27 protein-coding genes, 1 pseudogene and 1 riboswitch are annotated in these 25,014 nt (G+C 69.3%); of the genes and pseudogenes, 10 read left to right on the top strand and 18 right to left on the bottom strand.

Going from position 1 to position 25,014, the window contains the following annotated elements; translation table 11 throughout:
• Positions 1-31: 31 nt before the first annotated feature.
• Both trpS and ACFC06_RS23015 read right to left on the bottom strand, forming a co-directional pair.
• The gene (gene trpS / locus ACFC06_RS23020) at positions 32-1,063 is read right to left on the bottom strand and encodes a tryptophan--tRNA ligase (protein WP_375934689.1); all 1,032 of its coding nucleotides are present in this window, start codon (positions 1,061-1,063) and stop codon (positions 32-34) included.
• A gap of 22 nt (positions 1,064-1,085) precedes the next feature.
• Positions 1,086-2,030, bottom strand: a complete 945-nt coding sequence (locus ACFC06_RS23015; RefSeq protein ID WP_375934686.1) for an oxygenase MpaB family protein — start codon at positions 2,028-2,030, stop codon at positions 1,086-1,088.
• 103 nt (positions 2,031-2,133) lie between these two features.
• Here ACFC06_RS23015 and ACFC06_RS23010 point away from each other — a divergent pair, with 103 nt between their 5' ends.
• Positions 2,134-2,769: a TetR/AcrR family transcriptional regulator gene (locus tag ACFC06_RS23010; RefSeq protein WP_375934683.1), complete on the top strand. Its 636-nt coding sequence runs from the start codon at positions 2,134-2,136 to the stop codon at positions 2,767-2,769.
• Positions 2,770-2,821: 52 nt separating this feature from the next.
• Here the strand turns inward: ACFC06_RS23010 and ACFC06_RS23005 are convergent, their stop codons facing one another.
• The 4 genes and pseudogenes from ACFC06_RS23005 to ACFC06_RS22990 all read right to left on the bottom strand — a co-directional run bounded on the left by ACFC06_RS23005 (position 2,822) and on the right by ACFC06_RS22990 (position 5,666).
• Entirely contained in the window at positions 2,822-3,304 is a 483-nt protein-coding gene (locus tag ACFC06_RS23005) for a barstar family protein (RefSeq protein WP_375934680.1), read from the bottom strand.
• Entirely contained in the window at positions 3,304-3,804 is a 501-nt protein-coding gene (locus ACFC06_RS23000) for a ribonuclease domain-containing protein (RefSeq protein ID WP_375934677.1), read from the bottom strand. Before ACFC06_RS23000 ends, ACFC06_RS23005 begins: the two co-directional genes overlap by 1 nt.
• Before the next feature lie 203 nt (positions 3,805-4,007).
• Positions 4,008-4,865 (bottom strand): annotated as a pseudogene (locus ACFC06_RS22995) (Rpn family recombination-promoting nuclease/putative transposase); the annotation flags it as partial.
• A 42-nt stretch (positions 4,866-4,907) separates the two neighbouring features.
• Positions 4,908-5,666, bottom strand: coding sequence for an exodeoxyribonuclease III (locus ACFC06_RS22990; protein ID WP_375934674.1), 759 nt, complete (start codon positions 5,664-5,666; stop codon positions 4,908-4,910).
• A 91-nt stretch (positions 5,667-5,757) separates the two neighbouring features.
• Between ACFC06_RS22990 and ACFC06_RS22985 the strand changes: the two genes are divergently transcribed.
• Complete coding sequence (locus tag ACFC06_RS22985; protein ID WP_375934671.1) at positions 5,758-6,612, top strand: alpha/beta fold hydrolase; 855 nt, start codon at positions 5,758-5,760, stop codon at positions 6,610-6,612.
• Between the two features lie 39 nt (positions 6,613-6,651).
• Here ACFC06_RS22985 and ACFC06_RS22980 read toward each other — a convergent pair whose 3' ends face one another.
• The 4 genes from ACFC06_RS22980 to glpK (ACFC06_RS22965) form a co-directional block, all read right to left on the bottom strand.
• On the bottom strand, positions 6,652-7,173 hold the full coding sequence (locus ACFC06_RS22980; RefSeq protein WP_375934668.1) for a hypothetical protein: 522 nt from the start codon (positions 7,171-7,173) through the stop codon (positions 6,652-6,654).
• Between the two features lie 111 nt (positions 7,174-7,284).
• Positions 7,285-8,049, bottom strand: a complete 765-nt coding sequence (locus ACFC06_RS22975; protein WP_375934665.1) for an SDR family oxidoreductase — start codon at positions 8,047-8,049, stop codon at positions 7,285-7,287.
• 166 nt (positions 8,050-8,215) lie between these two features.
• Positions 8,216-9,895 (bottom strand): glycerol-3-phosphate dehydrogenase, encoded by a 1,680-nt coding sequence (gene glpD, locus ACFC06_RS22970; protein ID WP_375934662.1) that lies wholly within the window; start codon positions 9,893-9,895, stop codon positions 8,216-8,218.
• Positions 9,896-9,928: 33 nt separating this feature from the next.
• The gene (glpK, locus tag ACFC06_RS22965) at positions 9,929-11,437 is read right to left on the bottom strand and encodes a glycerol kinase GlpK (RefSeq protein ID WP_375934659.1); all 1,509 of its coding nucleotides are present in this window, start codon (positions 11,435-11,437) and stop codon (positions 9,929-9,931) included.
• Between the two features lie 120 nt (positions 11,438-11,557).
• On the opposite strand from glpK (ACFC06_RS22965), the gene ACFC06_RS22960 reads away from it, so the two are divergent.
• Both ACFC06_RS22960 and glpK (ACFC06_RS22955) read left to right on the top strand, forming a co-directional pair.
• A complete protein-coding gene (locus tag ACFC06_RS22960; RefSeq protein WP_375934656.1) occupies positions 11,558-12,361 on the top strand; it encodes an IclR family transcriptional regulator in 804 nt (267 codons plus the stop codon).
• A gap of 196 nt (positions 12,362-12,557) precedes the next feature.
• Positions 12,558-14,063 (top strand): glycerol kinase GlpK, encoded by a 1,506-nt coding sequence (glpK, locus tag ACFC06_RS22955; RefSeq protein WP_375934653.1) that lies wholly within the window; start codon positions 12,558-12,560, stop codon positions 14,061-14,063.
• 72 nt (positions 14,064-14,135) lie between these two features.
• Here glpK (ACFC06_RS22955) and ACFC06_RS22950 read toward each other — a convergent pair whose 3' ends face one another.
• Together ACFC06_RS22950 and ACFC06_RS22945 are read right to left on the bottom strand one after the other, a co-directional pair.
• Positions 14,136-15,380: an MFS transporter gene (locus ACFC06_RS22950; protein ID WP_375934650.1), complete on the bottom strand. Its 1,245-nt coding sequence runs from the start codon at positions 15,378-15,380 to the stop codon at positions 14,136-14,138.
• 194 nt (positions 15,381-15,574) lie between these two features.
• On the bottom strand, positions 15,575-16,792 hold the full coding sequence (locus ACFC06_RS22945) for an NADP-dependent isocitrate dehydrogenase (RefSeq protein ID WP_375934647.1): 1,218 nt from the start codon (positions 16,790-16,792) through the stop codon (positions 15,575-15,577).
• Between the two features lie 269 nt (positions 16,793-17,061).
• Positions 17,062-17,172: riboswitch (SAM riboswitch) on the top strand.
• Positions 17,173-17,252: 80 nt separating this feature from the next.
• On the opposite strand from ACFC06_RS22945, the gene ACFC06_RS22940 reads away from it, so the two are divergent.
• Positions 17,253-18,569, top strand: coding sequence for a bifunctional o-acetylhomoserine/o-acetylserine sulfhydrylase (locus ACFC06_RS22940; protein WP_375934644.1), 1,317 nt, complete (start codon positions 17,253-17,255; stop codon positions 18,567-18,569).
• A 41-nt stretch (positions 18,570-18,610) separates the two neighbouring features.
• On the top strand, positions 18,611-19,711 hold the full coding sequence (locus ACFC06_RS22935) for a homoserine O-acetyltransferase (RefSeq protein ID WP_375935716.1): 1,101 nt from the start codon (positions 18,611-18,613) through the stop codon (positions 19,709-19,711).
• 10 nt (positions 19,712-19,721) lie between these two features.
• Here ACFC06_RS22935 and ACFC06_RS22930 read toward each other — a convergent pair whose 3' ends face one another.
• The gene (locus tag ACFC06_RS22930; protein WP_375934642.1) at positions 19,722-20,366 is read right to left on the bottom strand and encodes a TetR/AcrR family transcriptional regulator; all 645 of its coding nucleotides are present in this window, start codon (positions 20,364-20,366) and stop codon (positions 19,722-19,724) included.
• 143 nt (positions 20,367-20,509) lie between these two features.
• Here ACFC06_RS22930 and ACFC06_RS22925 point away from each other — a divergent pair, with 143 nt between their 5' ends.
• Positions 20,510-21,463 carry an oxygenase MpaB family protein gene (locus ACFC06_RS22925; RefSeq protein ID WP_375934639.1) on the top strand — a complete coding sequence of 318 codons (954 nt, stop codon included), beginning with the start codon at positions 20,510-20,512 and terminating at the stop codon, positions 21,461-21,463.
• Positions 21,464-21,502: 39 nt separating this feature from the next.
• On the opposite strand, the gene ACFC06_RS22920 is transcribed toward ACFC06_RS22925, so the two are convergent.
• Positions 21,503-21,748: a DUF3017 domain-containing protein gene (locus tag ACFC06_RS22920; RefSeq protein WP_375935713.1), complete on the bottom strand. Its 246-nt coding sequence runs from the start codon at positions 21,746-21,748 to the stop codon at positions 21,503-21,505.
• 123 nt (positions 21,749-21,871) lie between these two features.
• On the opposite strand from ACFC06_RS22920, the gene ACFC06_RS22915 reads away from it, so the two are divergent.
• From ACFC06_RS22915 to ACFC06_RS22905, 3 genes are all read left to right on the top strand, one after another.
• The gene (locus ACFC06_RS22915; protein WP_375934636.1) at positions 21,872-22,336 is read left to right on the top strand and encodes a tRNA (cytidine(34)-2'-O)-methyltransferase; all 465 of its coding nucleotides are present in this window, start codon (positions 21,872-21,874) and stop codon (positions 22,334-22,336) included.
• A 99-nt stretch (positions 22,337-22,435) separates the two neighbouring features.
• The gene (locus ACFC06_RS22910) at positions 22,436-22,663 is read left to right on the top strand and encodes an AbrB/MazE/SpoVT family DNA-binding domain-containing protein (RefSeq protein WP_375934633.1); all 228 of its coding nucleotides are present in this window, start codon (positions 22,436-22,438) and stop codon (positions 22,661-22,663) included.
• Positions 22,653-23,117 carry a type II toxin-antitoxin system VapC family toxin gene (locus ACFC06_RS22905; protein ID WP_375934630.1) on the top strand — a complete coding sequence of 155 codons (465 nt, stop codon included), beginning with the start codon at positions 22,653-22,655 and terminating at the stop codon, positions 23,115-23,117. The genes ACFC06_RS22910 and ACFC06_RS22905 overlap by 11 nt, the downstream gene beginning before the upstream one ends.
• Here the strand turns inward: ACFC06_RS22905 and ACFC06_RS22900 are convergent, their stop codons facing one another.
• The 4 genes from ACFC06_RS22900 to ACFC06_RS22885 are packed head-to-tail and all read right to left on the bottom strand — an operon-like array spanning position 23,118 to position 24,999.
• Entirely contained in the window at positions 23,118-23,345 is a 228-nt protein-coding gene (locus tag ACFC06_RS22900) for a DUF167 domain-containing protein (RefSeq protein WP_375934627.1), read from the bottom strand.
• Complete coding sequence (locus ACFC06_RS22895) at positions 23,305-24,282, bottom strand: DUF4349 domain-containing protein (protein ID WP_375934624.1); 978 nt, start codon at positions 24,280-24,282, stop codon at positions 23,305-23,307. The genes ACFC06_RS22900 and ACFC06_RS22895 overlap by 41 nt, the downstream gene beginning before the upstream one ends.
• 43 nt (positions 24,283-24,325) lie before the next feature.
• Positions 24,326-24,760: a type II toxin-antitoxin system VapC family toxin gene (locus ACFC06_RS22890; RefSeq protein WP_375934621.1), complete on the bottom strand. Its 435-nt coding sequence runs from the start codon at positions 24,758-24,760 to the stop codon at positions 24,326-24,328.
• On the bottom strand, positions 24,757-24,999 hold the full coding sequence (locus ACFC06_RS22885) for a ribbon-helix-helix protein, CopG family (protein WP_375934618.1): 243 nt from the start codon (positions 24,997-24,999) through the stop codon (positions 24,757-24,759). Before ACFC06_RS22885 ends, ACFC06_RS22890 begins: the two co-directional genes overlap by 4 nt.
• Positions 25,000-25,014: the final 15 nt, after the last annotated feature.

The following is a 25,014-nucleotide window of genomic DNA, read 5'->3' as shown; positions in this document are numbered from 1 at the left end:
CCCCTTCAGCCGAAACCCCAGGGGCGCCGGGTCAGCGGGCCAGGAAGCCCACCCGGTCGTACACCTGAGCCAGTGTGTTGCCAGCGATCTCGCGTGCCCGCTCGGCACCCGCGGCGAGAATGCGGTCCAGTTCGGCCTGATCGGCCAGATACTCCTGCACCTTCTTCTGCACGGGTGTCACGAATTCGACCAGCGCGTCGGCCACCTCGGCCTTGAGATCACCGTAACCCTTACCCGCGAGATTCTCCTCGAGGTTCACGATCGGGGTGGCGGTCAGCGAACTCAGGATCACCAGCAGGTTGCTCACGCCGGCTTTGTGCTCCGGGTCGTAGCGGATCTCGCGCTCGGTGTCGGTGACCGCCGAGCGCACCTTCTTCGCGGTGACCTTCGGGTCGTCGAGCAGATTGATCAGGCCCGCGTCGGTGGAGGCCGACTTGCTCATCTTGGCGGTGGGGTCCTGCAGGTCGAAGATCTTGGCCGTGCCCTTGACGATGTGCGGCTCGGGCACGACGAAGGTCTTCTTGAAGCGGGTGTTGAAGCGCTGGGCCAGGTTCCGGGTCAGCTCCAGATGCTGGCGCTGATCCTCGCCGACCGGCACCTGGTGCGGGCGGTAGAGCAGGATGTCGGCCGCCATCAGCACCGGGTAGGTGAACAGGCCGACGGTCGCGTTCTCGGCGCCCTGCTTGACCGACTTGTCCTTGAACTGGGTCATCCGGCCCGCCTCACCGAACCCGGTGATACAGCTCAGGACCCACGCCAGCTCCGCGTGCTCGGGCACCTGGCTCTGCACGAACAGGGTCGATTTGGCCGGGTCGATACCGAGCGCGAGCAGCTGGGCGGCGGCGGACTTGGTGCGCGCGCGCAGCGCCTTGGGGTCCTGGCTGACGGTGATCGCGTGCATGTCGGGGATGAAATACAGCGCGTCGAAGTCGTCCTGCATGGTCACCCAGTACTGCAGCGCACCCAGGTAGTTGCCGAGGTGGAAGGAGTCGCTGGTGGGCTGGATGCCCGACAGCACCCGCTGCTTGCGTTCGGCCGTCGCGGCCGGGGCAGGACTGGACATGGACCAGATCTTTCCATGCCGCTCAAGCGGAATTTCGCTGCACCCAGTTGCGTGGATCGACACCGGGCATGCTCGCCTTGCCCGCCCGGACATTGCGCTGTTCGCGCCGGGCCAGCAGCTGATAGGACGGCGTGCTCGGCCCCGCCAGCGCACCGGCGAGCACCCGCGGTGCCAGCGGTGGCGTGCGATGGGCGGTGCGCAGGCTGCGGCACAGCGCGCGGTGGGCGAGCTCGTCGGTGAACCCCCACTCGATGCCGTACATCCGCCGGATCCGCGGCGGAAGACTGCCCTGGACCAGGGAATACAGCGCGGTGCCGACCTGCTCGGCGGGTGGGGCCAGCCGGTAGGCCTTGCGGCTGCCCGCCAGGTAGGAGCCGACCAGCCGGGCCTCGTCGGTGAGGAACAGCTCGTCGGAGTCCAGGTAGGCGTCGAAGTACGCGCGGAAGGCCGGGTAGTCGCCGGGAGCGGCCTCGCGCGGCATACCGAACAGCTCGCCCCAGCGGACATAGTCCTGGTAGAGGTCCTCGCGCTCGGTGGCGGTGAGATCGCGAACCAGCCGGTCGTACATGGCCTCGGCCGAATCGAAGGTGAAGGCCATGGTCATGAACATCAGGTGCGGGTCGTGGGCGGCGTAGGCACTGCCCGCCGGGTGGTGGGCGCCCGCGTCCTCGGGCAGCGTGCCGACCACCGGCTGATGCTTGCGGCGGGTGAAGGCCAGCGCCCGGTCGGCCTCGGACTTGCTGCCGAGGAACACCGCCTCGAACATCGCGCCGGTGATCGCCAGGCGCGTGTACGGGGTGGCCCGGTGCGCGGTGTTCTCGCTGGTACCGACGAACAGCAGCGGATGGACCGCCCCGATCACCAGCGCGCGCACCCCGTAGGTGAGTCCCACCGCCCGCTTGCTCATCACCCTGCGGATCATCGAATCGTCGGCGAAATATCCGGGTTCGCCCTGCCGTGCGGCCATGCTGCGCCTCCTCGTCGAGTGCATCTGGCAATAGAATCCTCCAGATTTGATAATCTGGCAAGAGTCTCTACCAGAAAAGCCCCGGGAGCCGACAGGACGCAGAATGGATGCCGTGACCGCACAACGGACCTACGGCGGCGTCTCGGCGGCCGAGCGCAAGGCGCAGCGCCGCACCGCACTGCTGGACGCGGCCCTCGAGATCGTCGGCGAGGACGGGCAGGCCAAGCTGACCGTGGCCGGGCTGTGCGCCCGCGCCGGGCTCAACGAGCGCTACTACTACGAGAACTTCGAGCATCGCGACGCGGTCCTCGAGGCGGTCCTGGACCGGATCGCCGAGGAACTCACCGCCGCGATCGTCACGGCGCTGGCGGGAGCGGCCCCCGACAGCCGCGCCCAGGCGCACGCCGCCATCCACGCGGGCACCTCGGTGCTCATCGACGACCCACGCAAGGCCCGCGCCGCGCTGATCGCGGGCATGGCCACACCCGAACTCCGGGCACGCACCGCGCGCACGGTGCGCGCGTTCGCCCGGCTGGTAGCCGCGCAGGGCAGCGGGTTCTATCAGGTGGAGATCGCGCAGAACATCGTCGACTTCCGCGCGCTGTACCTGGTCGGCGGGCTCACCCAGACCCTGACCACCTGGCTCGCGGGCGACCTCGATCTCACCCGCGAGCAACTCGTCGACCAGATCACCGACGTGTTCGTCCTGCTCGGCGACGACCTGGCCGGTCGCCGCTGAGTCCGTCGGCTACGGCCGGTCGAGTGGCATCGGGCAGACGCGAATACCGGCGCTAGGAGCCGGGGCGGTCGGTCAACGTGACGGCACCGAAAGCCGCCGGCTCGCCCTGCAGCACGACGCGGAAGGCCACCTCGCGACGCGCCCAGTAGGCCGCGCAGTCGCGCACCGCGCCGGCGAACCAGTCGCGTTCGGTGGGCTGCTCGGCCAGCAGTTCGGCGGCGGTGCGGACCACCGCCACATAGCCGGGGGCGTCACCGACGAAATCATCGAGGTCACGCAGGCACTCGTCGAAGGCGTCCTTGTTGGCGCCGAAGTAGTACGGGAACTGGAAGGCGGCGGCGAACTCGTCGAACAGCGCCGCGACCGTGCGCATCTTGGGTCCGCGCAGTTCGCGCACCCGGTAGTCGGCCGGTGCGTCGTAGCGTACCCCGCTGAACTGCGCGGGGTCGACGGCCAGCGCGCCGAACACCGGGCCCGCCGGGGCTCCGGCGGTGGGTCGGGCAAGGAACTGCGACAGCGGCATTCGCGACGTCATCAGCGCATCCTCGTGAAGGTGTCGTAGTGGTCACCGGTGTACCAGGCCGAACCATCGCTACCGGTCACGATGCGCTCCGCATCACGAGACCGATTGCGCTGCTTGGGATTGACATCCCACTCCTGATACTTCACCGGATTCCCCGCCGAATCCTTCGGCGGCAGTTTCGTCCCCCGGTTCATCCACTGCTCCCCACCCTTGGTCCCGGGCGAGCCCGCCGAATCCGGCCACCGCCCCGCATCGATCTCGACCAACGTCGCGTACGCCCGATCCGGAACCCCCGCCACCTTGCTGACCGGCGCGGCCGAACTCCCCCCGGGTTTCGCCGCAGGCGCACCCGGCTTGGGCGCGGTGGTGGTACCACCGGCAACCGCAGCGGTACTGGTCACGGAGGTGGTGGTGTTGTTGTCACCGGACCCGCCGAACACCGACAGCCCGAGCGCGGCCAGAACGAGAACGAGCCCGGCAAGCAATCCGAGCGTCTTACGCGAGAGGTTCACCGGTACTGGACCTCGACATACTTCACGGGGACGTGCCTTCCGCTGGGCGGCTGGACTCACCGTCCCTCCGCAGGCGTTCATCGACTATCCGGCGACCGAGATGGCGCACAGATAGTCGCACGCTATCGCGAGCGGATTACTACGACAAACCTCGCAGGCGTACAGGCACGACGCCGGTGAGTTGGCGTCGAACCGGCGAACCGTCAGGCGATGCCGAGATCGTCGAGGGTGTCGGCGGACAACAGACGCCCGGTCCACGTGTCGAGCTGATCTTGACTGGCTGTGCGCACAGCGTCCACGATCCGGCCGGGGACCGGCCCGAACTTCTCAGCCATCAATTGCATGAGAACCTTGGCCTGCCCTTCGACACGCCCTTCGGCGCGGCCCTCGGCGCGGAGCCGACTCGCGGTGGTCATGTATGTCTCCTTCGCCTCGGGGCCGATCTCGTCGACCAACGTTTGCACATCATCGTCGGCGGTGTCGCCTTCACTGAGAATGTACGTCAGAACAGCGGCGAGTTCATCCTGGTCGAGCAACCTCAAGTCAGGTTCCAGTACGCGTAACTCCAGGTGGAGGCGGGTATTGCCGGGCACGAGTTTGAGCACGACCTGCAGGATGCGAGTCGAGGGAGTGCCGGGGCGGGCGAGCAGGTCCTCGAGCGGGGTGGCGGTCAGGTCGTTGAGCAGATAGCTCAGGCGGGGAAGGTAGGGGTCGAGTTCGGCGCGGGTGTCGTCATCGATGTCGATCAGGTCGGCGAGCTGCGCGCAGGCCGCCCACGGGCTGCCCTTGGGATTGGCGTGGGTGACGATCGGCAGAACGAACGGCAGGGTGTCAGCGGTGTCGGGGTTGACCTTGCGGTGGTGCTTCCAGATCGAGAGCACATACTCGAGCAGGCGCATCGGCATGAGTTTGTCGGTGCTGGACTGGTGTTCGTGCAGGACGTACAGGTAGGCGCGACGCCCTTGGACGGTCGTGCTGTAGAGGACGTCGCTTTCGGTGTGTGCCAGGTGTTTGGAGACGAAGGTGACGGACTCGCGGGTGAGGTTGCGCCAGTCGATGCGGGTCGCGAGAGTCGGGTTCCCACTCGACCGTGAGCCTTGTCGTCACCGGAACTGGACGGTGACCGGGGCGTGGTCGGACCAGCGCTGGTCGTAGGCGGGGGCGCGTTCGACGACGGCTTGTTTGGCCCGGGTGGGGAGGTCGCCGAGGGCGAGGTGGTAGTCGATGCGCCAGCCGGAGTCGTTGTCGAAGGCTCGGCCCCGGTAGGACCACCAGCTGTAGGGGCCCGCGGTGTCGGGGTGGAGGGCGCGGACGACGTCGACGTAGCCCGCGGCGAGGAGTTCGGCGATCCAGGCGCGTTCCTCGGGCAGGAAGCCGGCGGATTTCTGGTTGGCTTTCCAGTTCTTGAGGTCCGCCTCGGCGGGGGCGATGTTCCAGTCGCCGCTGACGACGAAATCGCCGGTGCGGGTCTTCAGGTAGGCGCCCAGTTCGGCCATGAAGCGGTACTTCTCGTCCTGCTTGGGGGTGTTCGCCTCGCCGGAGTGCACATACACGCTGGCCACGGTGACCTCGCCGAAATCGGCCTCGATGTAGCGGCCGGACGCGGCGAACTCGGTGCTGCCGAAGCCGACGCGCACCGCGTCAGGGGCGCGGCGAGACAGGATGCCGACCCCGGCCCGGCCCTTGGACTCGGGTTCGGCGTGCGAGAGCACCCACCCGGCGTCGAGCGCGGGCGCCAGCGCCGCCGCGACCTGCGCGTCGGTCGCGCGGGTCTCCTGCAGGCACACGATGTCGGCTTCGGTGGCGGTCAGCCAGGCCAGCATGCCCTTGGTCGCGGCGGCGCGAACACCGTTCACATTCACTGTCGAGAGGATTTGAGCCACCCGACGACCGTACAATGACAAGTCAGGAATGCTCCCCGGGACACCGCTGTCCAGGAAGGGGTGGATGACGATGACGTCACGCACCGCCAAGTCCACTGCCCGTCCCGCGCCCGTCGCGGCGCTGCATCTCGGGTCGGGTGACCCGGTGCTGCTGTTGCACGGATTCATGCTCTCGCCACACTGCTGGGAACAGGTGGCGCGGCGGATGTCGGCGAACTGCGAGGTGTACGCGCCCGCCTTCGCGGGGCACTGGGGTGGCCCGGAGGTCGAGGGCTGGTCGCTGGATGTGTACGCGCTGGCCGATCAGATCGAGAACCAGCTCGACGAATTGGGTTGGCGTGACTGCCATATCGCGGGCAATTCGCTCGGCGGCTGGGTGGGGCTGGAGCTGGCGCGGCGCGGCCGGGCGCGCACCCTCACCGCCATCGCGCCCGCGGGCGGCTGGACCCAGCCCTCGATCACCCAGTTACGCATCGGCGCCAAGTTCGCCTCGCTGATCCCGTTCGTCGAGATCGGCAAGCGCCTTGGCACCTTCGTGGTGGACAACGCGCTGGTCCAGCAGGTGGCGGGGTTCCTGGTCGCCAAGCACGTGAGCGCGATCTCGAGCCGCGATCTGGCGACGCTGGTGACCGCGGTGCTGCACTGCGAGGTGATCGTCCCGATGCTGCTGGGCAGCCTGCGCGCCCCGTCGATGACCGATCTCGACACGATCGCGACCCCGGTGCGGATGCTGCTGGCCGAGTACGACCGGATCATCCCCAACAGCGTCTACGCCACCCGCTACCTGCGCGAACTGCCCGAATCGGCCGACCGCATCGTGGTGCACGGGGTGGGTCATGTGCCGATGCTGGAGGCGCCGGACCGGATCGCGACGCTCATCGCCGAGCACATCTACGCCAGCCGCGGGCACCTGCGCGCGGTCTGAGGCCGGGTGGGCGGACGATGTCCGCCCACCGTCAGCGGGTCAGCGCTTGTAGTTGCTGAAGTCGCCCCGCCAGATCAGCTCCTCGGAGGTGATGACCGCGGGCTTCAGCTTGTCGACCGGCACCGCGTAGGCGATCTTGATGGTCTGCTTGGAGCCGGGCGGCAGCTTGCCCTCGAGGCCGTACTTGTAGTTCTTGTCCAGCGAGAGCACCGACTCGGCGGCGGTCCCGTCCTCGCCGTAGACCAGCGACGGGGACGACCAGCGGTCCAGCGCCTTGGACGAGGTGTTGTTGAGCTGGAAGGTGAACACCGAGACGGCACCCTCGCGCTCGACCTGGTCGCCCTCCACCTTCAGGATCGACAGCTCGACGCCGGATTCGAGCTTGCCGGTGTCACCCGGGTTCAGCACGCCGTCGGCGTTCGGGGTGGCCGGGGCCGCCGAGGACGTGGTGGCCGACGACGGCGTCACCGGCTGACCACCGGGCGGCAGTTCTTCCTGGCATCCGGCCAGCAGCAAGGCGGCGGCAGCCACCGTGGCGGACAGCGCGAAACGGGTCTTCACGGATTCCCCTCCTCATGGGACGCGCGGGGTCTCCATGCGAGATCTTCCCCCCGAGCACAGCGCAAGCATCATATACATGCCTGTGCCGCTGCGTTTTCCCGCGCGCGAGGGTCAGAGGAGCTTGCGCGCCAGCGGTGCGGGGAGGACGCGCAGGGCGTAGCCGAACGGCACCCACGGCCAGGCGGGCACATACGCTTTGGCGCGGCGCTTCTCGATGGCGGCGACCATGGCGCGCACGCCGGTGGCGGTGTCCACCATGAATTTCGGTTCATGTTTGATCCGGTCGTTCATCTCCGAGCGGATGTAGCCGGGGTAGATCACCGAGACATCCACGCCGGGAATGTTTTCCGTGCGCACGCCCTCGGCGAGCGCGGCCACCCCCGCTTTGGTGGCGGCGTAGGTGGTGAGGGTCTTGGGCATGCCGCGCAGGGCCGAGATCGAGGAGATCATGACCAGGTGGCCGTGGCCCTGGGCGCGGAACAGGGTGAGCGCGGCCTCGCTCTGGGTGAGGGCGGCCAGGAAATTCACCGTCGCGGTCGCACGGTTGGCGTCGTGGCGGCCGGTGCCCAGCGGGGCGCCCTTGCCCAGGCCCGCGTTCACCACGACGCGATCGATCGTGCCGAACTCGGCGGCGAACTCGTCGAAGACTCCGAAGACGGCCGCGTCGTCGACGACATCGAGCGCCTTCACCGACACCACGCGATCCGGCTGTTCGGCCAGGATCTGCGTGCGCAGCTCGTCGAGGCGCTCGGTGCGGCGCGCGCACAGGGCGAGGTCGTAGCCGAGGGCGGCGAACTGGCGGGCCATCTCGGCGCCGAGGCCCGAGCTGGCGCCGGTGATGAGCACGACGCCCCGGCGGTCACTGCGCGAATTCATGGGTCCACGGTAGTCACCGTCCGCACCCCCGGTGCCGCTTCGGTAGCAGCTGCCCGCGAATCCGCGACCGCGTCGGCAACCACCACCGGCGTGCGCCAGGCACCGAAGCGGAACAGCGGCACGTGCTTCGATGCCTGGCCCGGCGGCGTCGGGCTGGGGTGTGCGGTCAGTGCACCGCGACCAGGCGGGCGGTATTGGCGGCCTCGTCGTCGGCGGCCTCGTTGGCGGCGAGTTCGGCGTGCACCCGGTCGTAGTAGCGGTTGATCTCGGCGTCGGTGGTCTCCTCGTCCCAGCCGAGCAGCGGGGCGATCAGCCGGGCGATCTGCGGGGCGGCGGCCAGGCCGCGATCGGGGACCTCGATGGAGATGCGGGTGCGGCGGGTGAGCACGTCGTCGAGATGCAGGGCGCCCTCGTGGGTGACGGCGTAGACGATCTCCGCGGCGATGTACTCGGGCGCGCCCGAAATCGGCTGTCGCAGGGTGTGATCGGTGCGGACCAGATCGAGCAGCTCACTGGTCAGCGAGCCGTAGCGGCCCAGCAGGTGCTCGACGGTCTCGGCGGGCAGCCCGGCGGCCGCCGCCAGCGACTGGGCCGCGGCGAGCATCTCGGCATAGCCCGTCGCGCCGATGATCGGCAGCGTGTCGGTGGACGAGGCGGGGATCTCGCCGCCGAGGCGGGCGGCGACGGCGTCGACCACGTCGGCGGCCATCACCCGGTAGGTGGTGTACTTGCCGCCCGCGATCACGAACAGGCCCGGCGCGGGCTCGGCCACGGCGTGCTCGCGCGAGAGTTTGGCGGTCTCCTTGGACGCGCCGGTCATCAGCGGCCGCAGGCCCGCGTAGGTGCCGACGATGTCAGCCCTGGTCAGCGGCTCGCGCAGCAGTGCGTTGACGTGGTCGAGGATGTACTGCACGTCGGCTGCGGTGGCGGTGGGGTGGTTCTTGTCCAGCGCCCAGTCGGTGTCGGTGGTGCCGATGATCCAGTGCTCGGCCCACGGGATGACGAACAGCACCGACTTCTCGGTGCGCATGATCAGGCCGGTGTGCAGGTCGAGCCGGTCACGCGGGACCAGGATGTGCACACCCTTGGACATGCGCACATGGAACGGGAAGTCGACGCCGGTCAGCTTGATCATGTCGTCGGTCCACACGCCGGTCGCGCTGATCACGCTGCGGGCCCGGATGGTGTGTTCGCGGCCGGTTTCCAGGTCGAGCACGCGGGCGCCGACGACCCGCTCGCCGTCGCGTTCCAGCCCGGTCACCGTGGTGCGGGTGAGCACGGTCGCGCCCTGTTCGGCGGCGGTGCGGGCGATCATCATGGTGTGCCGGGCGTCGTCGACCTGGGCGTCGTAGTAGCGGATGGCGCCGGTCATGGCGTCCTCGCGCAGCGCGGGCGCGAGTTCCAGTGCGCCGGTGCGGGTCAGGTGCTTGTGCATGGGGACGGTGCGCGCGCCGCCGAGGGTGTCGTAGAGGGCGATGCCCGCGCCGATGTAGGCGCGTTCCCACACCCGGTGCTGGAGCGGGAACAGGAACGGCACCGGCCGCACCAGGTGCGGCGCGAGCGTGTTCAGCAGCAGCCCACGCTCTTTCAGCGCCTCGCGCACCAGCGCGAAGTCCATCTGCTCGAGGTAGCGCAGGCCGCCGTGGATGAGTTTGGACGAGCGGCTCGAGGTACCCGCGGCGAAATCGCGGGTCTCGACCAGAGTCACCGACAGGCCGCGCGACGCCGCGTCGAGCGCGGCACCCGCGCCGGTCACCCCGCCGCCGATGACCAGCACGTCGATCTCCTCGGTGCCGAGCCCGGCGATCGCCTGCTCACGGTAGCTGCGGTCCAGTTGTACAGACATGCGGTTCTCCTTGGACAAAGGGGTTGTCGGAGTTCAGATCTCGGCCCAGTCGAGGGTCCGGGAGACGGCCTTGCGCCAGCGGGTGTAGCCGTGTTCGCGCTGCTCGTCGGACCAGGTGGGATACCAGCGGACGTCTTCGGCCCAGTTGTCGAGCAGGTCGTCGGTGGAGGCCCAGAAGCCCACGGCCAGCCCTGCGGCGTAGGCGGCGCCGAGTGCGGTGGTCTCGGCGACGACCGGCCGCGAGACCGGCACGCCGAGCAGATCGGCCTGGATCTGCATGGCCAGCTGGTTCACGGTGACACCGCCGTCGACCCGCAGCGTCTCTAGCCGCACGCCCGCGTCGCGCTGCATGGCCTCGACCACGTCACGGGTCTGGTAGGCGATGGATTCCAGGGTGGCCCTGGCCAGATGCGCGTTGTTGCTGTAGCGCGAGAGGCCGACCACCGCGCCGCGCGCGTCGGGCCGCCAGTACGGGGCGAACAGCCCGGAGAAGGCGGGCACGAAGTAGACCCCGCCGGAGTCGGTGACCTGGCCGGCCAGGTCCTCGATCTGCGCGGCACCCGCGATGATGCCGAGCTGATCACGCAGCCACTGCACCGCCGAACCGGTGACGGCGATCGAGCCCTCCAGCGCGTAGGCGGGTTCGTCGTCGCCGAAGCGGTAGGCGACCGTGGTGAGCAGGCCGTGCCGGGAACGCACGATCTCGGTGCCGGTGTTGAGCATGAGGAAATTGCCGGTGCCGTAGGTGTTCTTGGCCTCGCCGGGCCGGAAGCACACCTGGCCGACGGCGGCGGCCTGCTGGTCACCGAGCACGCCCGCGATGGGGACGACACCCTTGAACGGGCCGTCGGGGTTGGTGCTGCCGAAACCGGCCGGGTTCGCCGAGGCGGCGATGGCGGGGAGCATCGCGCGCGGGATGTCGAAGATGGCGAGGAGTTCGTCGTCCCAGTCCAGGGTCTCGAGGTCCATGAGCATGGTGCGCGAGGCATTGGTGGGATCGGTGACGTGCACGCCGCCGCGGATGCCGCCGGTCAGGTTCCAGATGAGCCAGGTGTCCATAGTGCCGAACAGGGCGTCGCCGCGTTCGGCGTCGGCGCGCACGCCCGGGACGGTGTCCAGGATCCAGCGCAGTTTGCCGCCGGAGAAGTAGGGGGCGGGTGGCAGGCCGGTGCGGGCGCGGATGAGTTCGCTGTGCCCGGCGGCGTCGAGGTCGGCGATGACGCGGTCGGTGCGGGTGTCCTGCCAGACGATGGCATTGCCGTAGGGGCGGCCGGTGCGGCGATTCCAGACCACCGTGGTCTCGCGCTGATTGGTGACGCCGATGGCGGCGAGCTCGGCGGCGGTCAGATCCGCTTGCGCCAGTGCGGTTTTGACGACAGTGCGGGTGCGCTCCCAGATCTCGTCCGGATTGTGTTCGACCCAGCCCGCGCGCGGCATGATCTGCTCGTGTTCGAGCTGATGGCGCGCGACGACGGCACCGTGCCGGTCGAAAACCATGAAGCGTGTCGATGTGGTGCCCTGGTCGATCGCACCCACATACATCGTTGTCCTTTCACCGGACTCCGCGGTGAGTCCGCCCTGCGCGATCCACGCTAGGAACCGGGTTCGGGGGCCGCCATCACTACCGTTCGACAATGCCGAACGGGCTGGTAGGTTCGGGGTGTGCCTGGCCCGATCCAGTCGATCGAACGCGCCGCCGCGGTGCTGCGTCTGCTCGCGCGTGCCCCCGGCCCGCTCGCCGTCGGGGAGATCGCCGGTGCCCTCGACCTGGCCAAACCCACCGCGCACGGCATCCTGCGGACACTGCTGGGCGTCGGGTTCGTCGACCAGGACGCCACGACCGGCCGCTATCTGCTTGGACCCGCGCTCGGCGAACTCGGCACCGACCGGCTCGATGTGAACGAGCTGCGCTCGCGGGCGATCCACCGGGCCGACGCGCTCGCGGCGCGCACCGGGGAGTCGGTGCGGATCGCGGTGGGGCGCGAGGTCGGCGTCACGGTGATCCACCACGTCTTCCGGCCGGACAACAGCGCCCAGGCGCTCGCGGTCGGCGAGGTGCTGCCCGCGCACGCCACCGCGCTGGGCAAGGTGCTGCTGGCCTATGACGCCGTGCCGGCGCGGACACGGTCTGCGGCCGGCGCTGCCGGTTCGGGGGCCCCGTCCGGCGCTGCCCCGGAGCTGACCGCCTTCACCCGGCGCACCATCGTCGATCGCGACGAATTCGCGCGCGCGGTCACCGAGGTCCGGCGGGCGGGATGGGCCGGTGAGGTCGGCGAGTTCCGTGGCGGGGAGGCGGGTGTGGCCGCGCCGATCCGCGACCGGGGTGGGCTGGTGGTGGCGGCGCTCGGGATCACCGGGCCGGTGGATCGGCTGTGTGACAACCGATTACAGCTGCGTGCCACGGCGATCGAGCACGTGCGCGCCGCGGCGCGGGCCGTGCACCGCGACCTGAGCGTGTCGCCGTGAGAAGGCGCCCGGCGGCGATCGGCTCGCCGACGCACGACCACGCGGCAGGCGCCGGGCTTGCGCGCCCCCTGGGTCACTTCCGGCGTTGCGGCGAGATAGCCTGCCGCGCAAGCAATTACCGCCCGTCCATCCCGACCGACCGGGTCGAGGTGGGCTGGCAGCCCGCGAATGACCTCGATGACGGGAGCCGGACCCGATGACCCGACGCTTCGTCCTGTCCATCGACCAGGGCACCACATCGAGCCGGTGCATCGTGTTCGACCGGCACGCGCGGCTGGCCGGGATGGCGCAGCGGGCGCATCGTCAGCATTACCCCAGGTCGGGGTGGGTGGAGCAGGACGCACTGGAGATCTGGCGGACGGTCGAGAAGGTGGTGCCCGCCGCGCTGCGCGACGCCGGGATCGAGGCCGGGGACGTGGCGGCCATCGGGATCGCCAATCAGCGCGAGACCACCGTGGTGTGGGATCGGGCGACCGGGGTGCCGGTGCGGCGGGCGATCGTGTGGCAGGACGTGCGGACCGAGGCGCTGGTCGAACGGTTGCGGGAAATGCCCGGCGCCGAACGGATCACGGCACTGAGCGGGCTGCCGCTGGCGACCTACTTCGCCGCGCCCCGCTTGCGCTGGCTGCTCGACGAAGTCGACGGGTTGCGCGAGCGAGCCGAACGCGGTGACGTGCTGTTCGGGACCATGGAGTCCTGGCTGATCTGGAACCTCACCGGCGGCGAGCACGTCACCGATGTCACCAATGCGGGCCGCACCCTGCTGATGAACCTGGCGACCCGGCAGTGGGACGAGGAACTGTTGCGGTTCTTCGACATTCCGCGCGCCATGCTCCCCCGCATCGAACCCTCGACCGGTGACTTCGGGACCGCCCGGGTCGCCGCGCCGGGCGTGCGGATCGGCGCGGCGCTCGGCGACCAGCACGCCGCCTTGTTCGGGCAGACCTGCTTCGCGCCCGGCGAGACCGAATGCACTTACGGCACCGGCGGATTCCTGATGATGAACACCGGGCCCGAGATCGTGCGCTCCCGGCACGGGCTGCTCACCACCATCGGCTACCAGGTGGGCCCGGAGCCGGTGTACGCGCTGGAGGGGCCGATCGCGGTCACCGGGTCGCTGGTGCAGTGGCTGCGCGACATCGTCGGCCTGATCGCCACCGCGCCCGAAATCGAAACCCTCGCAAGCACTGTCGACGACAACGGCGGCTGCTATCTGGTCCCCGCCTTCTCCGGCCTCTACGCCCCGCACTGGCGCAGCGACGCCCGCGGCCTGCTCATCGGCCTCACCTCGTACGTCACCAAAGGCCACCTCGCCCGCACCGTCCTCGAGGCCACCGCCTGGCAGACCCGCGACGTGGTCGAGGCCATGAACGCCGACGCGGGCCTGCGCGCGCGATCCCTGCGCGTAGCAGGCGGAATGGCCGCCAACAACCTGCTCATGCAGATCATCGCCGACGTCCTCGACATCCCCGTCACCCGCCCGCTGGTCACCGAGACCGTCTCCCTCGGCGCCGCCTACGCCGCGGGCCTGGCCGTCGGCTACTGGCCCGACCTCCAGGGCCTACGCCGCAACTGGCGAGCCGCCGCCCAATGGCTCCCCCACCCCGACCGCACCCGCCGCGACGAGGAATACGCCCACTGGCAACGCGCCGTCCACCTCAGCATCGGCTGGGCCCGCCCGGCAGACGGCACACGCCACTGATCCGGACGCGCTCACCCGCGCACGGCGATCAGCCGAACAGCTCGTCGGTCGAGGTCGCCGTGCCTGCCTGTTTCAGCCACGTGGCGAGGTGGTCGAGATCGGCGCACTCCGCGAGCTGGGAGACACGCGGCGGGCCAGCCAGACGGTGGTGGTGAACAGGAGGACGCCTGCGATGGCCAGAACAGCGCCGACGGCGGCGGGGGCGGTGTAGCCGAGGCCTGCGGCGATGACGAGGCCGCCGAGCCAGGCGCCTGCGGCGTTGGCGATGTTGAGGGCGGCGTGGTTGAGGGCGGCGGCGAGGGTTTGGGCGTCGGCGGCGACGTCCATGAGGCGGGTTTGCAGGCCGGGTGCCAGGGCCGCGCCGGAGGCGCCGACGAGGAAGGCGCCCAGGGCGGCGGTGACCGGGTTGTGGGCGGCCAGGACGAAGCCGGCCAGGATGACGACCATGGCGAGCAGGGCCGCGAAGATCGAGCGGTCGACGCCGCGGTCGGCCAGGATGCCACCGAGGACATTGCCCGCGATCATGCCGAGGCCGAACAGGGCGAGCACGATCGGGACGGCGCCGACGGACAGCCCGGCGACATCGGTCATGGTGGTGGCGATGTAGGTGTAGACGGCGAACATGCCGCCGAAGCCGATCGCGCCGACGGCCAGGGTGAGCAGCACCTGGGGGCGGCGCAGCGCGCCGAGTTCGGTGCGCGGATCGGTGATGGTCATGGTGGTCAGCGGTGGCACGAACCGCCACAGCGCGGCCACGGTCGCCACGCCGATGATCGCGACCACCACGTAGGCGTCCCGCCAGCCCAGATGCTGGCCGAGCCAGGTCGCCCCGGGCACACCGACCACATTGGCCACGCTCAATCCGAGCATCACCGCGGCCACCGCCTTGGCCCGCTGCCCGGCGGGCGCGAGCGTGGCGGCCGCCAGCGAGGCGACACCGAAGTAGGCGCCGTGCGGCAATCCGGATACGAACCGGGCCGCGACGAGCGAACCGAAGGTGGGGGCGAGCACGGTCGCGGCATTGCCGACGGTGAACGCGGCCATCAGGGCGATGAGCAGCTTCTTCCTGGGCACCCGGGCACACAGCGCGGCGATCAACGGCGCCCCGACGACCACGCCGAGCGCGTACGCCGACACCGCGTGACCGGCCGTGGGCTCGGTGATCCGGAAGTCGGCGGCGATATCGGGCAGCAGTCCCATGGTCACGAACTCGGTGGTGCCGATCCCGAATCCACCCAGCGCCAGCGCCAGCATCGCGGGAATGTGCCAGCTGGTGCGTGGCGCCACGCGGTCGGCGGCGGAGAGGGAAGAAGTCACGCCTCCATGCAACGGCGAGTCCCGGCCCCGCGCATCCCGGGACGACCGTGAGTTACCCCACCCGGAAACGACACAGCCCGGCGAGCAACCCACTGTTCTCGCGAGAACACGGGTAACTCACCGGGCTGAGCGAACGCTCCCACCTCACCGTGGGGCTGCCGACGCAGCCCCCTATCGGCCAGAGGCGGAAAGGCTCACTTCAGGGTGCGGGCCAAATTTGCGTCCAAGGCACCCAGGAACTCCTCGGTGCTCAGGTAGCCCTGATCGCCGCCGACGAGCAGCGCCAGGTCCTTGGTCATCTGCCCACCCTCGACGGTCTTGATGACCACGTCTTCGAGCGTCTGCGCGAAGCCGATCACCTCGGGGGTGTTGTCCAGCTTGCCGCGGTGTTCGAGGCCGCGGGTCCAGGCGAAGATCGACGCGATCGGGTTGGTCGAGGTCGGCTTGCCCTGCTGGTGCTGACGGTAGTGCCGGGTGACGGTGCCGTGTGCGGCCTCCGCTTCACAGGTCTTGCCGTCCGGGGTGAGCAGCACCGAGGTCATCAGGCCGAGCGAGCCGAAGCCCTGGGCCACGGTGTCGGACTGCACGTCGCCGTCGTAGTTCTTGCAGGCCCAGACGTAGCCGCCCTCCCACTTCATGGAGGAGGCGACCATGTCGTCGATCAGGCGGTGCTCGTAGGTCAGGCCCGCCGCGTCGAACTCGGCCTTGAACTCGGCGTCGAAGACTTCCTGGAAGGTGTCCTTGAACATGCCGTCGTAGGCCTTGAGGATGGTGTTCTTCGTGGAGAGGTACACCGGGTAGTTCTGCTGCAGGCCGTAGTTGAACGAGGCGCGCGCGAAGTCCTCGATGGACTTCTTGAAGTTGTACATGCCCATGACGACGCCGCCGTCCTCCGGCATCTTCACGACCTCGTGCACGATCGGCTCGCCGCCGTCCTCCGGGGTGAAGGTCAGCGTGACGGTGCCCGCCTCGAAGACCTTGAAGTCGGTGGCGCGGTACTGGTCGCCGAAGGCGTGGCGGCCGATGATGATCGGCTTGGTCCAGCCGGGCACCAGGCGGGGCACGTTGGAGATGATGATCGGCGCGCGGAAGATGGTGCCACCCAGGATGTTACGGATGGTGCCGTTGGGCGAGCGCCACATCTTCTTGAGGCCGAACTCCTTCACCCGCGCTTCGTCGGGGGTGATGGTGGCGCATTTGACGCCGACGCCGTGCTTCTTGATGGCGTTCGCGGCGTCGACGGTGACCTGGTCGTCTGTCTTGTCGCGATACTCGATGCCGAGGTCGTAATACTCGAGGTTCACGTCGAGATACGGGTGGATCAGCTTGTCCTTGATGAACTGCCAGATGATCCGGGTCATCTCGTCGCCGTCGAGTTCTACGACGGTACCTTCAACCTTGATCTTGGACATGGATCTTCGTGTCCTCCTAGGATGGTGCCCTCATTGCACGGCCAGGCGAACACGCTTGTGAGCGGACCCCAGCTGTTCCAACAGACAACGTATATGCCCCGCGTTGTCGGCGGGACGTGTGGTGCAAACAAGACAAGCGTACTGCTGCCCGGGACCTCACCGCGATGGGAGGGCCCGCTGTGCGGGACTGTGCCGATCGCGACGTGATCCAGGCTACGTTCAGCCGGGAAGTTTCCGTGTGGGGGCTTGTCCGGTTAACATGACGGCAAGGTCATGAGTACCAGCGTCAAGCCCCGGCTCGCTGGTCGGCAACCCTCCAGTTGCGGTGGGGTGCTCCGGGTGATGACCGGGCTCTCGAAGGTCGAGGGCAAGCGCGCATCCCAGGAGGCCCCCATGTGTTGTTGTCCGTCGATCCGACCCAGTTGACGAATTCCCCGGCGCACAACCCTGGAGCACTTTCATGACCGACTCTGCCCTGCCCGAGAACTGGACCTTCGAGACCAAGCAGATCCACGCCGGCCAGGCCCCCGACGCGAGCACCAACGCGCGGGCCCTGCCGATCTACCAGACCACCTCCTACACCTTCCGCGACACCGATCACGCCGCCGCGCTGTTCGGGCTCGCCGAACCGGGCAACATCTACACCCGGATCATGAACCCCACCCAGGACGCGGTGGAGCAGCGCATCGCCGCGCTCGAGGGTGGTGTCGCCGCGCTGTTGCTGGCCTCGGGCCAGGCCGCCGAGACCTACGCGATCCTGAACCTGGCGGGCGCCGGTGACCACATCGTGTCCAGCCCGCACCTCTACGGCGGCACCTACAACCTGTTCCACTACTCGCTGCCCAAGCTGGGCATCGAGGTCTCCTTCGTCGAGGACCCCGACGACCTGGCCCAGTGGCAGGCCGCCATCCGGCCCAACACCAAGGCCTTCTACGGCGAGACCATCGCCAACCCGAGCAGCGCGGTGTTCGACATCCCCGGTATCGCCGCCGTCGCGCACGCCGCGGGTCTGCCGCTGATCGTCGACAACACCGTCGCCACCCCGTACCTGATCCAGCCGCTGGCCCACGGCGCCGACATCGTCGTGCACTCGGCCACCAAGTACCTGGGCGGGCACGGCGCGGCCGTCGCGGGCGTGATCGTCGACGGTGGCACCTTCGACTGGACCGTGCGCGACGCCGAGGGCAACGCCCGTTTCCCCGGCTTCACCGAGCCGGACCCGAGCTACCACGGCGCGGTCTTCGCCGACCTGGGCGCGCCCGCCTACGCGCTCAAGGCCCGCGTGCAGCTGCTGCGCGATCTGGGTGCGGCGGTCTCGCCGTTCAACGCCTTCCTCATCGCCCAGGGCATCGAGACGCTGAGCCTGCGGGTGGAACGGCACGTGGCCAACGCCGAGGCCGTGGCGAAGTTCGTCGCCGAGCAGCCGGGCGTGGAGAAGGTGTACTACGCGGGCCTCGAGTCCTCGCCCTGGCACGAGCGGATCACGCAGCTGGCCCCCAAGGGCGCGGGCGCGATCGTGGCCTTCGACCTGGCCGGTGGCGTCGACGCGGGCAAGAAGTTCGTGGACGCTCTGAGCCTGCACAGCCATGTCGCTAACATCGGTGATGTGCGTTCTCTCGTGATTCACCCGGCCTCGACCACGCACTCGCAGTTGACGCCGGAGGAGCAGCTGGCCGCAGGCGTGTCTCCGGGGCTGGTGCGGCTCGCGGTGGGTATCGAGGGCATCGACGACATCCTGGCCGATCTGCGGGCCGGTTTCGCGGCGGCGACGACGTGACTGTGAGCACCGAATCGCCGATCGCCCGACCCGGCTCCGGGGTGGCTCTGCCGCCCCCGGACGGGCGACTCGGCGTGGTCGCCATCGGGGACGTGACGCTGGAGAACGGCGCCGTGGTCCCCGATGTGCGGCTCGCGGTGCAACGCTGGGGCGAGCTCTCGCCCACCCTGGACAATGTGGTGCTGGTCGAGCACGCGCTCACCGGCGACTCCGCCGTCATCGCCAGCCCGGACAATCCCGCGCCGGGCTGGTGGGAGGGCATGGTCGGCCCCGGTGCGCCGATCGACACCGACGAATGGTGTGTGATCGCCACCAACGTGCTCGGCGGCTGCAAGGGCAGCACCGGCCCGTCCAGCATCGCCCCCGACGGAAAGCCGTGGGGCGCGCGTTTTCCCGGCCTGACCATCCGTGACCAGGTGACCGCCGAGGCGCAGCTGCTCGACCTGCTCGGCATCGAGCGGCTCGGCGCGGTGGTCGGCGGGTCGATGGGCGGCATGCGGGTGCTGGAGTGGATCATCGGCAGCCCGGAGCGGGTCTCGGCCGCGCTGGTGCTGGCCGTGGGCGCCAGGGCCACCGCCGATCAGATCGGTACCCAGACCACGCAGATGGCCGTCATCCGGTCCGACCCGGACTGGCAGGGCGGTGACTACCACGGCACCGGCCGCGCGCCGATGACCGGCATGGGCCTGGCCCGGCGCATCGCGCACCTGACCTACCGCACCGAGGGCGAACTCGACCACCGCTTCGCCAATCAGGCCCAGGGCGACGAGGACCCGTGGACCGGCGGCCGCTACGCGGTGCAGAGCTATCTCGAGCACCAGGCCGAGAAGCTGTGTCAGCGGTTCGATCCGGCCACCTACGTGCTGCTCAGCGAGGCGATGAACCGCCACGACATCGGGCGCGGACGCGGCGGGGTCGCCGCCGCGCTGGCCTCAACGCCGGTGCCGTGCGTGGTGGGCGGGGTCGACTCGGATCGCCTGTACCCCTTGCACACTCAGGCCGAGCTGGCCGAAGGTCTGCCCGGCTGCGCGGGTCTGGAGATCGTGCACTCCCGGGACGGGCACGACGGATTTCTCACCGAGGCCGCCGCCGTCGCCAAGCTGCTCACCGAGACGATCCGGATGGCGCGCGAGAACCGCTGAGCCGCAGTCGTTACCGGCCCGGCAGCCCCGGCAGCAGGGCCACCACCGAGCGGACGAAATCCTGAAGTCGTTCGCGCGGGTACTCGTGGGGATCGCTCACGGCCAGGCGGCCGAGCATCTCGGCCACGGTGAGCGTGGCGTTCGCCAGCAGCGCCGCGTCCATGCCCGACCAGCGCGGTGAGAGCGCGATACCGACCTCGACCAGCGCCTGCGCGCGAGCGAGGATATCGGCGCGCGAGGCACGCAGGGCGGCCCGGTATTCGTCGGGGGCGCTGGCCGGGGTGGCCAGGATGAGCCGCCAGCGCGTCGGGTTCTCCAGCGCCAGACCCACGAACGCCTCCACCGTCGCCGAGGCGGCGACGACCGGTTCGGTGCCGTCCAGGTCGGCGGGCAGGGTGTCGGCGATCTGCGCCAGGCCGCGTTCGCGCTCCCGTTCCAGCAGCGCTTCGACCAGTTCGGCCCTGGTCTTGAAAACGGTATAGAGCACCGGCTTGCCGACCCCGGCTTCCTGGGCGACGGCCTCCATGCTCAGCTCGTGCAGTTCGGCACGGCCCAGGACCGCGAACGCGGCGTCGAGCAGCTGGGCCCGGCGTTCGTGCGGCGGCAGTCGCGGGGCGTAGCGGCGCCGGGGCCGCTGTTCCTGCGTGGCGGTCACGGGACCTCCCTTCACCCTCCGAACGTTACCGGTCACCCATCCGGACAAATCCTACACAACCGTTGTATTCGATCCGCACAATTGCTACGGTTGCGTTGTATTCACCTGTGAGGTTCGCCTCGGCACTGCAAAGGAGCACGTGCATGGCCTTCGATCCGACTTCCCTGCGCCGCGACGACTACGGCTTCTTCGGCCCGGACTCCCCCACCTGGAAGGTGTGGGCGGCGCCGACCGCGCTGATCGGATTCCAGCGCGCGGTCACCCTCGAGCACTTCGACCCGTTCCTCACCGCCGCGGTGGCCGACTCGCACGGGATCTACGACAATCCCGCGACCCGTCTCGACCACACGCTGTCCTACTTCCTGCTGGTCGCCCTCGGTGACGGCCGCACCGCCATCCAGGCCGCCGAGCACCTGATGAAGGTGCACGCGCCGATGACGGGCATCGAACCCATCAGCGGCAAGCGCTACAGCGCCAACAATCCCGAATCCCAGCTGTGGATCCACGTCACCGGCTGGCATTCGGTGCTCAAGGCCTACGAGATGTTCGGCCCCGGCCCGCTGAGCCCGGCCGAGGAGGACCGGTACTGGGCCGACTGCGTGATCGCCGCCGAGTTGCAGACCTGCAAGCCCGCCGATGTGCCGCGCAATCGCGAGGAGGTGCGCGCCTATTTCGCGCGGATGCGGCCGCAGCTGTGCGTCAGCGAGCGGGCCGTGCGGGCGATGCACTACCTGCTGTGGCCGTCGGTGGACAAGGGCCTGACGTTCGCGGCGGGCGGGCGGGTGCTGTCGCTGGCGACGATCGCGACGCTGCCCACCTGGATGCGCGAGCTCGGCCGGTTCGACCTGCCGCGCGTCGTCGACGTCTCGGCGCGGCTGCCGTGGAAGGCGCTGGTGTGGGCCACGGCGCTGCGCGGTAACCGGGGGCTGATCCTGGCCAGTCCGTACGTCGCGAAGCTGACCGGGCAGATCCTGGCCGCGCACGCCACCGCCGCGCCGCCGCGGGACCGGGCCACGATCACTCCCGCCGAGGCCCGCGAACGCTACGGCAGCAAGGGCACGCGCAGTCTGTGGGAAGGGTCCATCGCCTCCGCCTGATCCCGACGACCGCGTCCACGCCCGGGCGCGGTCGTTTCGTCAGCTGACGCCGAGGGTGTTGATAGTGGCCGCCAGGAAGACGATGGAACTGCCCAGCGCGGTCAGCGCGGCCACGTCGAACGGCTTGCTGCGCACCGCGAGCAGCCCCACCTGCACCGTCGGCAGGCACAGCCGGAAGGCCGCCGCCACCAGCGCGGCACTACCGAAGATGAGCGCCCCACGACGCCAGCGATCCCACGCGACGAACCCCACGGCGACGATGATCAGCGCGGTCACCACGGTCATCGGCAGATGACTGCGCAGATACTGCTGCCAGGCACTCAACCGCACCACGCGATGCTTGCCGGTCGTCTCCGCCTTGTTCACGCCCCGATTGTTCCAGACGCACCGGCCACGTACCCTGCTGCGGTGTTCAATGTGATGTTCCATCAGCCGGTCATTCCGCCGAACACCGGTAACGCGATCCGGCTCGTGGCGGGCACGGGCTGCACGCTGCACCTGATCGAACCGCTGGGCTTCGATCTGTCGGAGTCCAAGCTGCGCCGGGCCGGGCTGGACTACCACGACATGGCCTCGGTCACCGTGCACCCGGATCTCGAGACGGCGTGGGCGGCCATCGGCCCGCAGCGCGTCTTCGCCTTCACCACGCAGGCGAGCACGCGCTACACCGACATCACCTACCGCGCCGGCGACATCCTGCTCTTCGGCACCGAACCCACCGGCCTGCCCGCCGAGGTCCTCGCCGACCCGCACATCACCGATCAGGTCCGGGTCCCCATGCTGCCCGGACGCCGGTCGATGAACCTGTCGAACACCGCGGCGGTCGCTGTTTACGAGGCATGGCGCCAACAGGGCTTCCCCGACGCGGTCTGACCCCCGATCTCGAAGCGCCCGGACCAGCCACGCGATAGAATAGACACGTATCGCATGTATTACGTATCTCCCCCATTCCTGAGAGCAAGGTGGTGCGCGGTGCGCTTGAACAGCAAGGGGCAGGTCACGATTCCGGCCGAACTCCGACGAAAGTTCGCGTTCGAAGAGGGCGATGAGGTCGAGGTCATCGAGGTCGGTAACACATTGCAGATCGTGCGGCGCGAGGGTGCGGCACGTCGCGGGAAACGGCTCACCGGGCATATGCGTGGCCGGGCGACGACGTCGATGAGCACAGACGAACTCATGGAGCTCTTCCGTGGCGACTAGCGGCCGCGCTGCGGGGCGGCCGCTGAGACTCGCTCACGACCCGCCCATCACCCTGGTGGACTCCTGTGTGCTGCTCGATGTACTCACCGACGACCCGAAGTGGGCGGATTGGTCCGACGACGCGCTGGCCGCAGCACGAGATGCCGGGGCGACGGTGATCAATCCGATCATCTATGCCGAGGTGGCCGGCGGTTTCGACGCCATCGAAGACCTCGACGACGCCCTGCCGGAAGCCGACCTCGAGCGGCTCCCACTGCCGTTCCAGGCCGGGTTCGTGGCGAGCAAAGCGTTTGTCGCCTATCGGCGGCGAGGCGGGGAGAAGCGCAGCCCACTCCCGGACTTCTACATCGGAGCACACGCGGCGTATTCGGGCTACCGGCTGCTTACCAGGGACGCTGCCCGATTCCGGACCTACTTCCCTCGGGTGGAGCTGATCACGCCGGACGACGCCTGATCAGCCGTCGACCTCGAAGCGTTTGAAGCGGGAGGTGGCGCCTGCGGTGAGGCGGATCGCTGATCTGGGGACGCCGAAGTGGGTGGCGAGGAGGTCGATGGCGGCCTTGTTGGCCTTGCCCTCTACGGCGGGGGCGCGGACGTAGAGGGTGAGGGTGCCGTCTTCGGCGGTTTCGACGAGAGGGCCTTTACGGCTGTTGGGTTTGATCGTCGCCCGGACCGTCGGCACCGCTCGCCCCCTTCGGGTCGGTCGAATGCTGTTCGGGGGCGGGGTGGTTCGGTTCCGGCTCGGGTGTCGTGCTCGCGGCGGGCGCGGTCTTGGGCCGACGGTGCAGCAGCCGGCGCAGGGCCGCCCAGAGGATCGCGCCGATGACCGCGAGGAAGCCGAGCCAGGGCAGGGCCTTGCCGAGGAAGACGATCGCGTCGTGCAGCCAGTCGAGCAGCGAGTGCCAGCCTGCGACGACACCGTCCCAGAAGTTGTCGGCTTCGCCGGGGGTGCGCTCGTCGTCGGCGGTGAGGGTGATGGTCAGGGTGGACAGGGCCACCTGGTCGTCGAGCGAGCGTTTCTGCGCGGTGAGGCTGTCGAGTTCGCCCTGCCTGCTCGACAGGGCCTCCTCGGCGGCGATCAGGTCGGCGGTGTTGGTGGCGCCCGCCATCAGCGCGCGCAGGCGGTCGACGGAGGCTTGCAGGGCGCGGATGCGGGCGTCGAGGTCCTGCCACTGCATGGTGACGTCGTCGCGGTTGGTGGTGACCCGGGTGACGGTGCCGATGCCGTCGAGCCCGCTGATGAAGGCATCGGTCTTGTCGGCGGGCACCCGCACGCTGAGCACCGCGCGCGCGTTGCGCTTGTCGGTGCCGGGCTGTTCGGTGCGGCTGTCGATGCGCCCGTCCACGGCCCGCACCTGGTCGGTGACCGTCGCCGCGCCCGCGATCGGATCACCGGTCGAGATATCGACCGAGCCGGTGATCACCTCCTTGCGCGTCGAATCCGCCGGTGCCGGACTGTCTTTCGCCGGTGCGCCCTCGCGGAATCCGGGCGCGACCGCCGCGGCGGGCCCCGAGACAGTCGGAGTGGCCCCGCCGGAGGACTCGTCGTTCCCGCCGCCGCACCCCACCAGGAACAGCAGCCCGAGCATCCCGATCAACGTCACCGCAAGCTTGCGCATGGTCGCAGCGTAATGCGCCGAGGCCGCCGACGGGCGTAGCCGACTACAGATCGGCGGGCAGGATGCGGAACGCCGCGACGCCGGGCGTGAGCGGTTCGATCGCCCGGAAGTCCCGCTGATCAAGCGTGAATATGCAGTCGGTGCGGTACTTGTCGGCCAAGGCGACACCGACGGCGTCGGCGAGGTCAAGCCGCAGACCCTCGTATTTGGCCCGAATGGTCTGTGCCGCAGCGAGATCGACGTGCTTGAGTTCAGCGAGCCGATACCGGCCGTCCAGCATGCGCGTCATCAGGGCCTCGGTGACCTGCATTGCCGCGTCGAAACCGAGATCGCGGTGCACGAGATGATCCAGCTCGGTCAAAACCAGCGGCGAGATCACCAGAGTCTCGGTCGCCATGACGGCTGCCGCCCGGTCGTGTTCGGGCTGGTCGGCGTCGAACGCGGCGAACAGGGCCGAGGTGTCGGCGACGATGATCATCGGCGCTCGGACCGGGACTTGATGTGGTCATAGATCGACTGATCCATCTCCGCGACGGTGCGGGCCCGACCGCTACGGAACACCGGCAGTGGCGCTTCGTTCCTCGGTACCTCGGAAGCGTCGAGCAGCATTGCGATCCCCCGTCGGATGAGTTCCGCCTTGCTGACGCCGGTCGCGGCAGCTTCGGCATCGAGCCGGACCTCCAACTCCTCGGGGAGGTACACGGTCGTCTTGATCATGCCATATATGGTACC

Source organism: Nocardia sp. NPDC056064 (assembly GCF_042266925.1).
GTDB lineage: Bacteria > Actinomycetota > Actinomycetes > Mycobacteriales > Mycobacteriaceae > Nocardia.
Note: the sequence above shows the minus strand (reverse complement) of the source record. Positions and strands in the feature narration are given on the sequence as shown.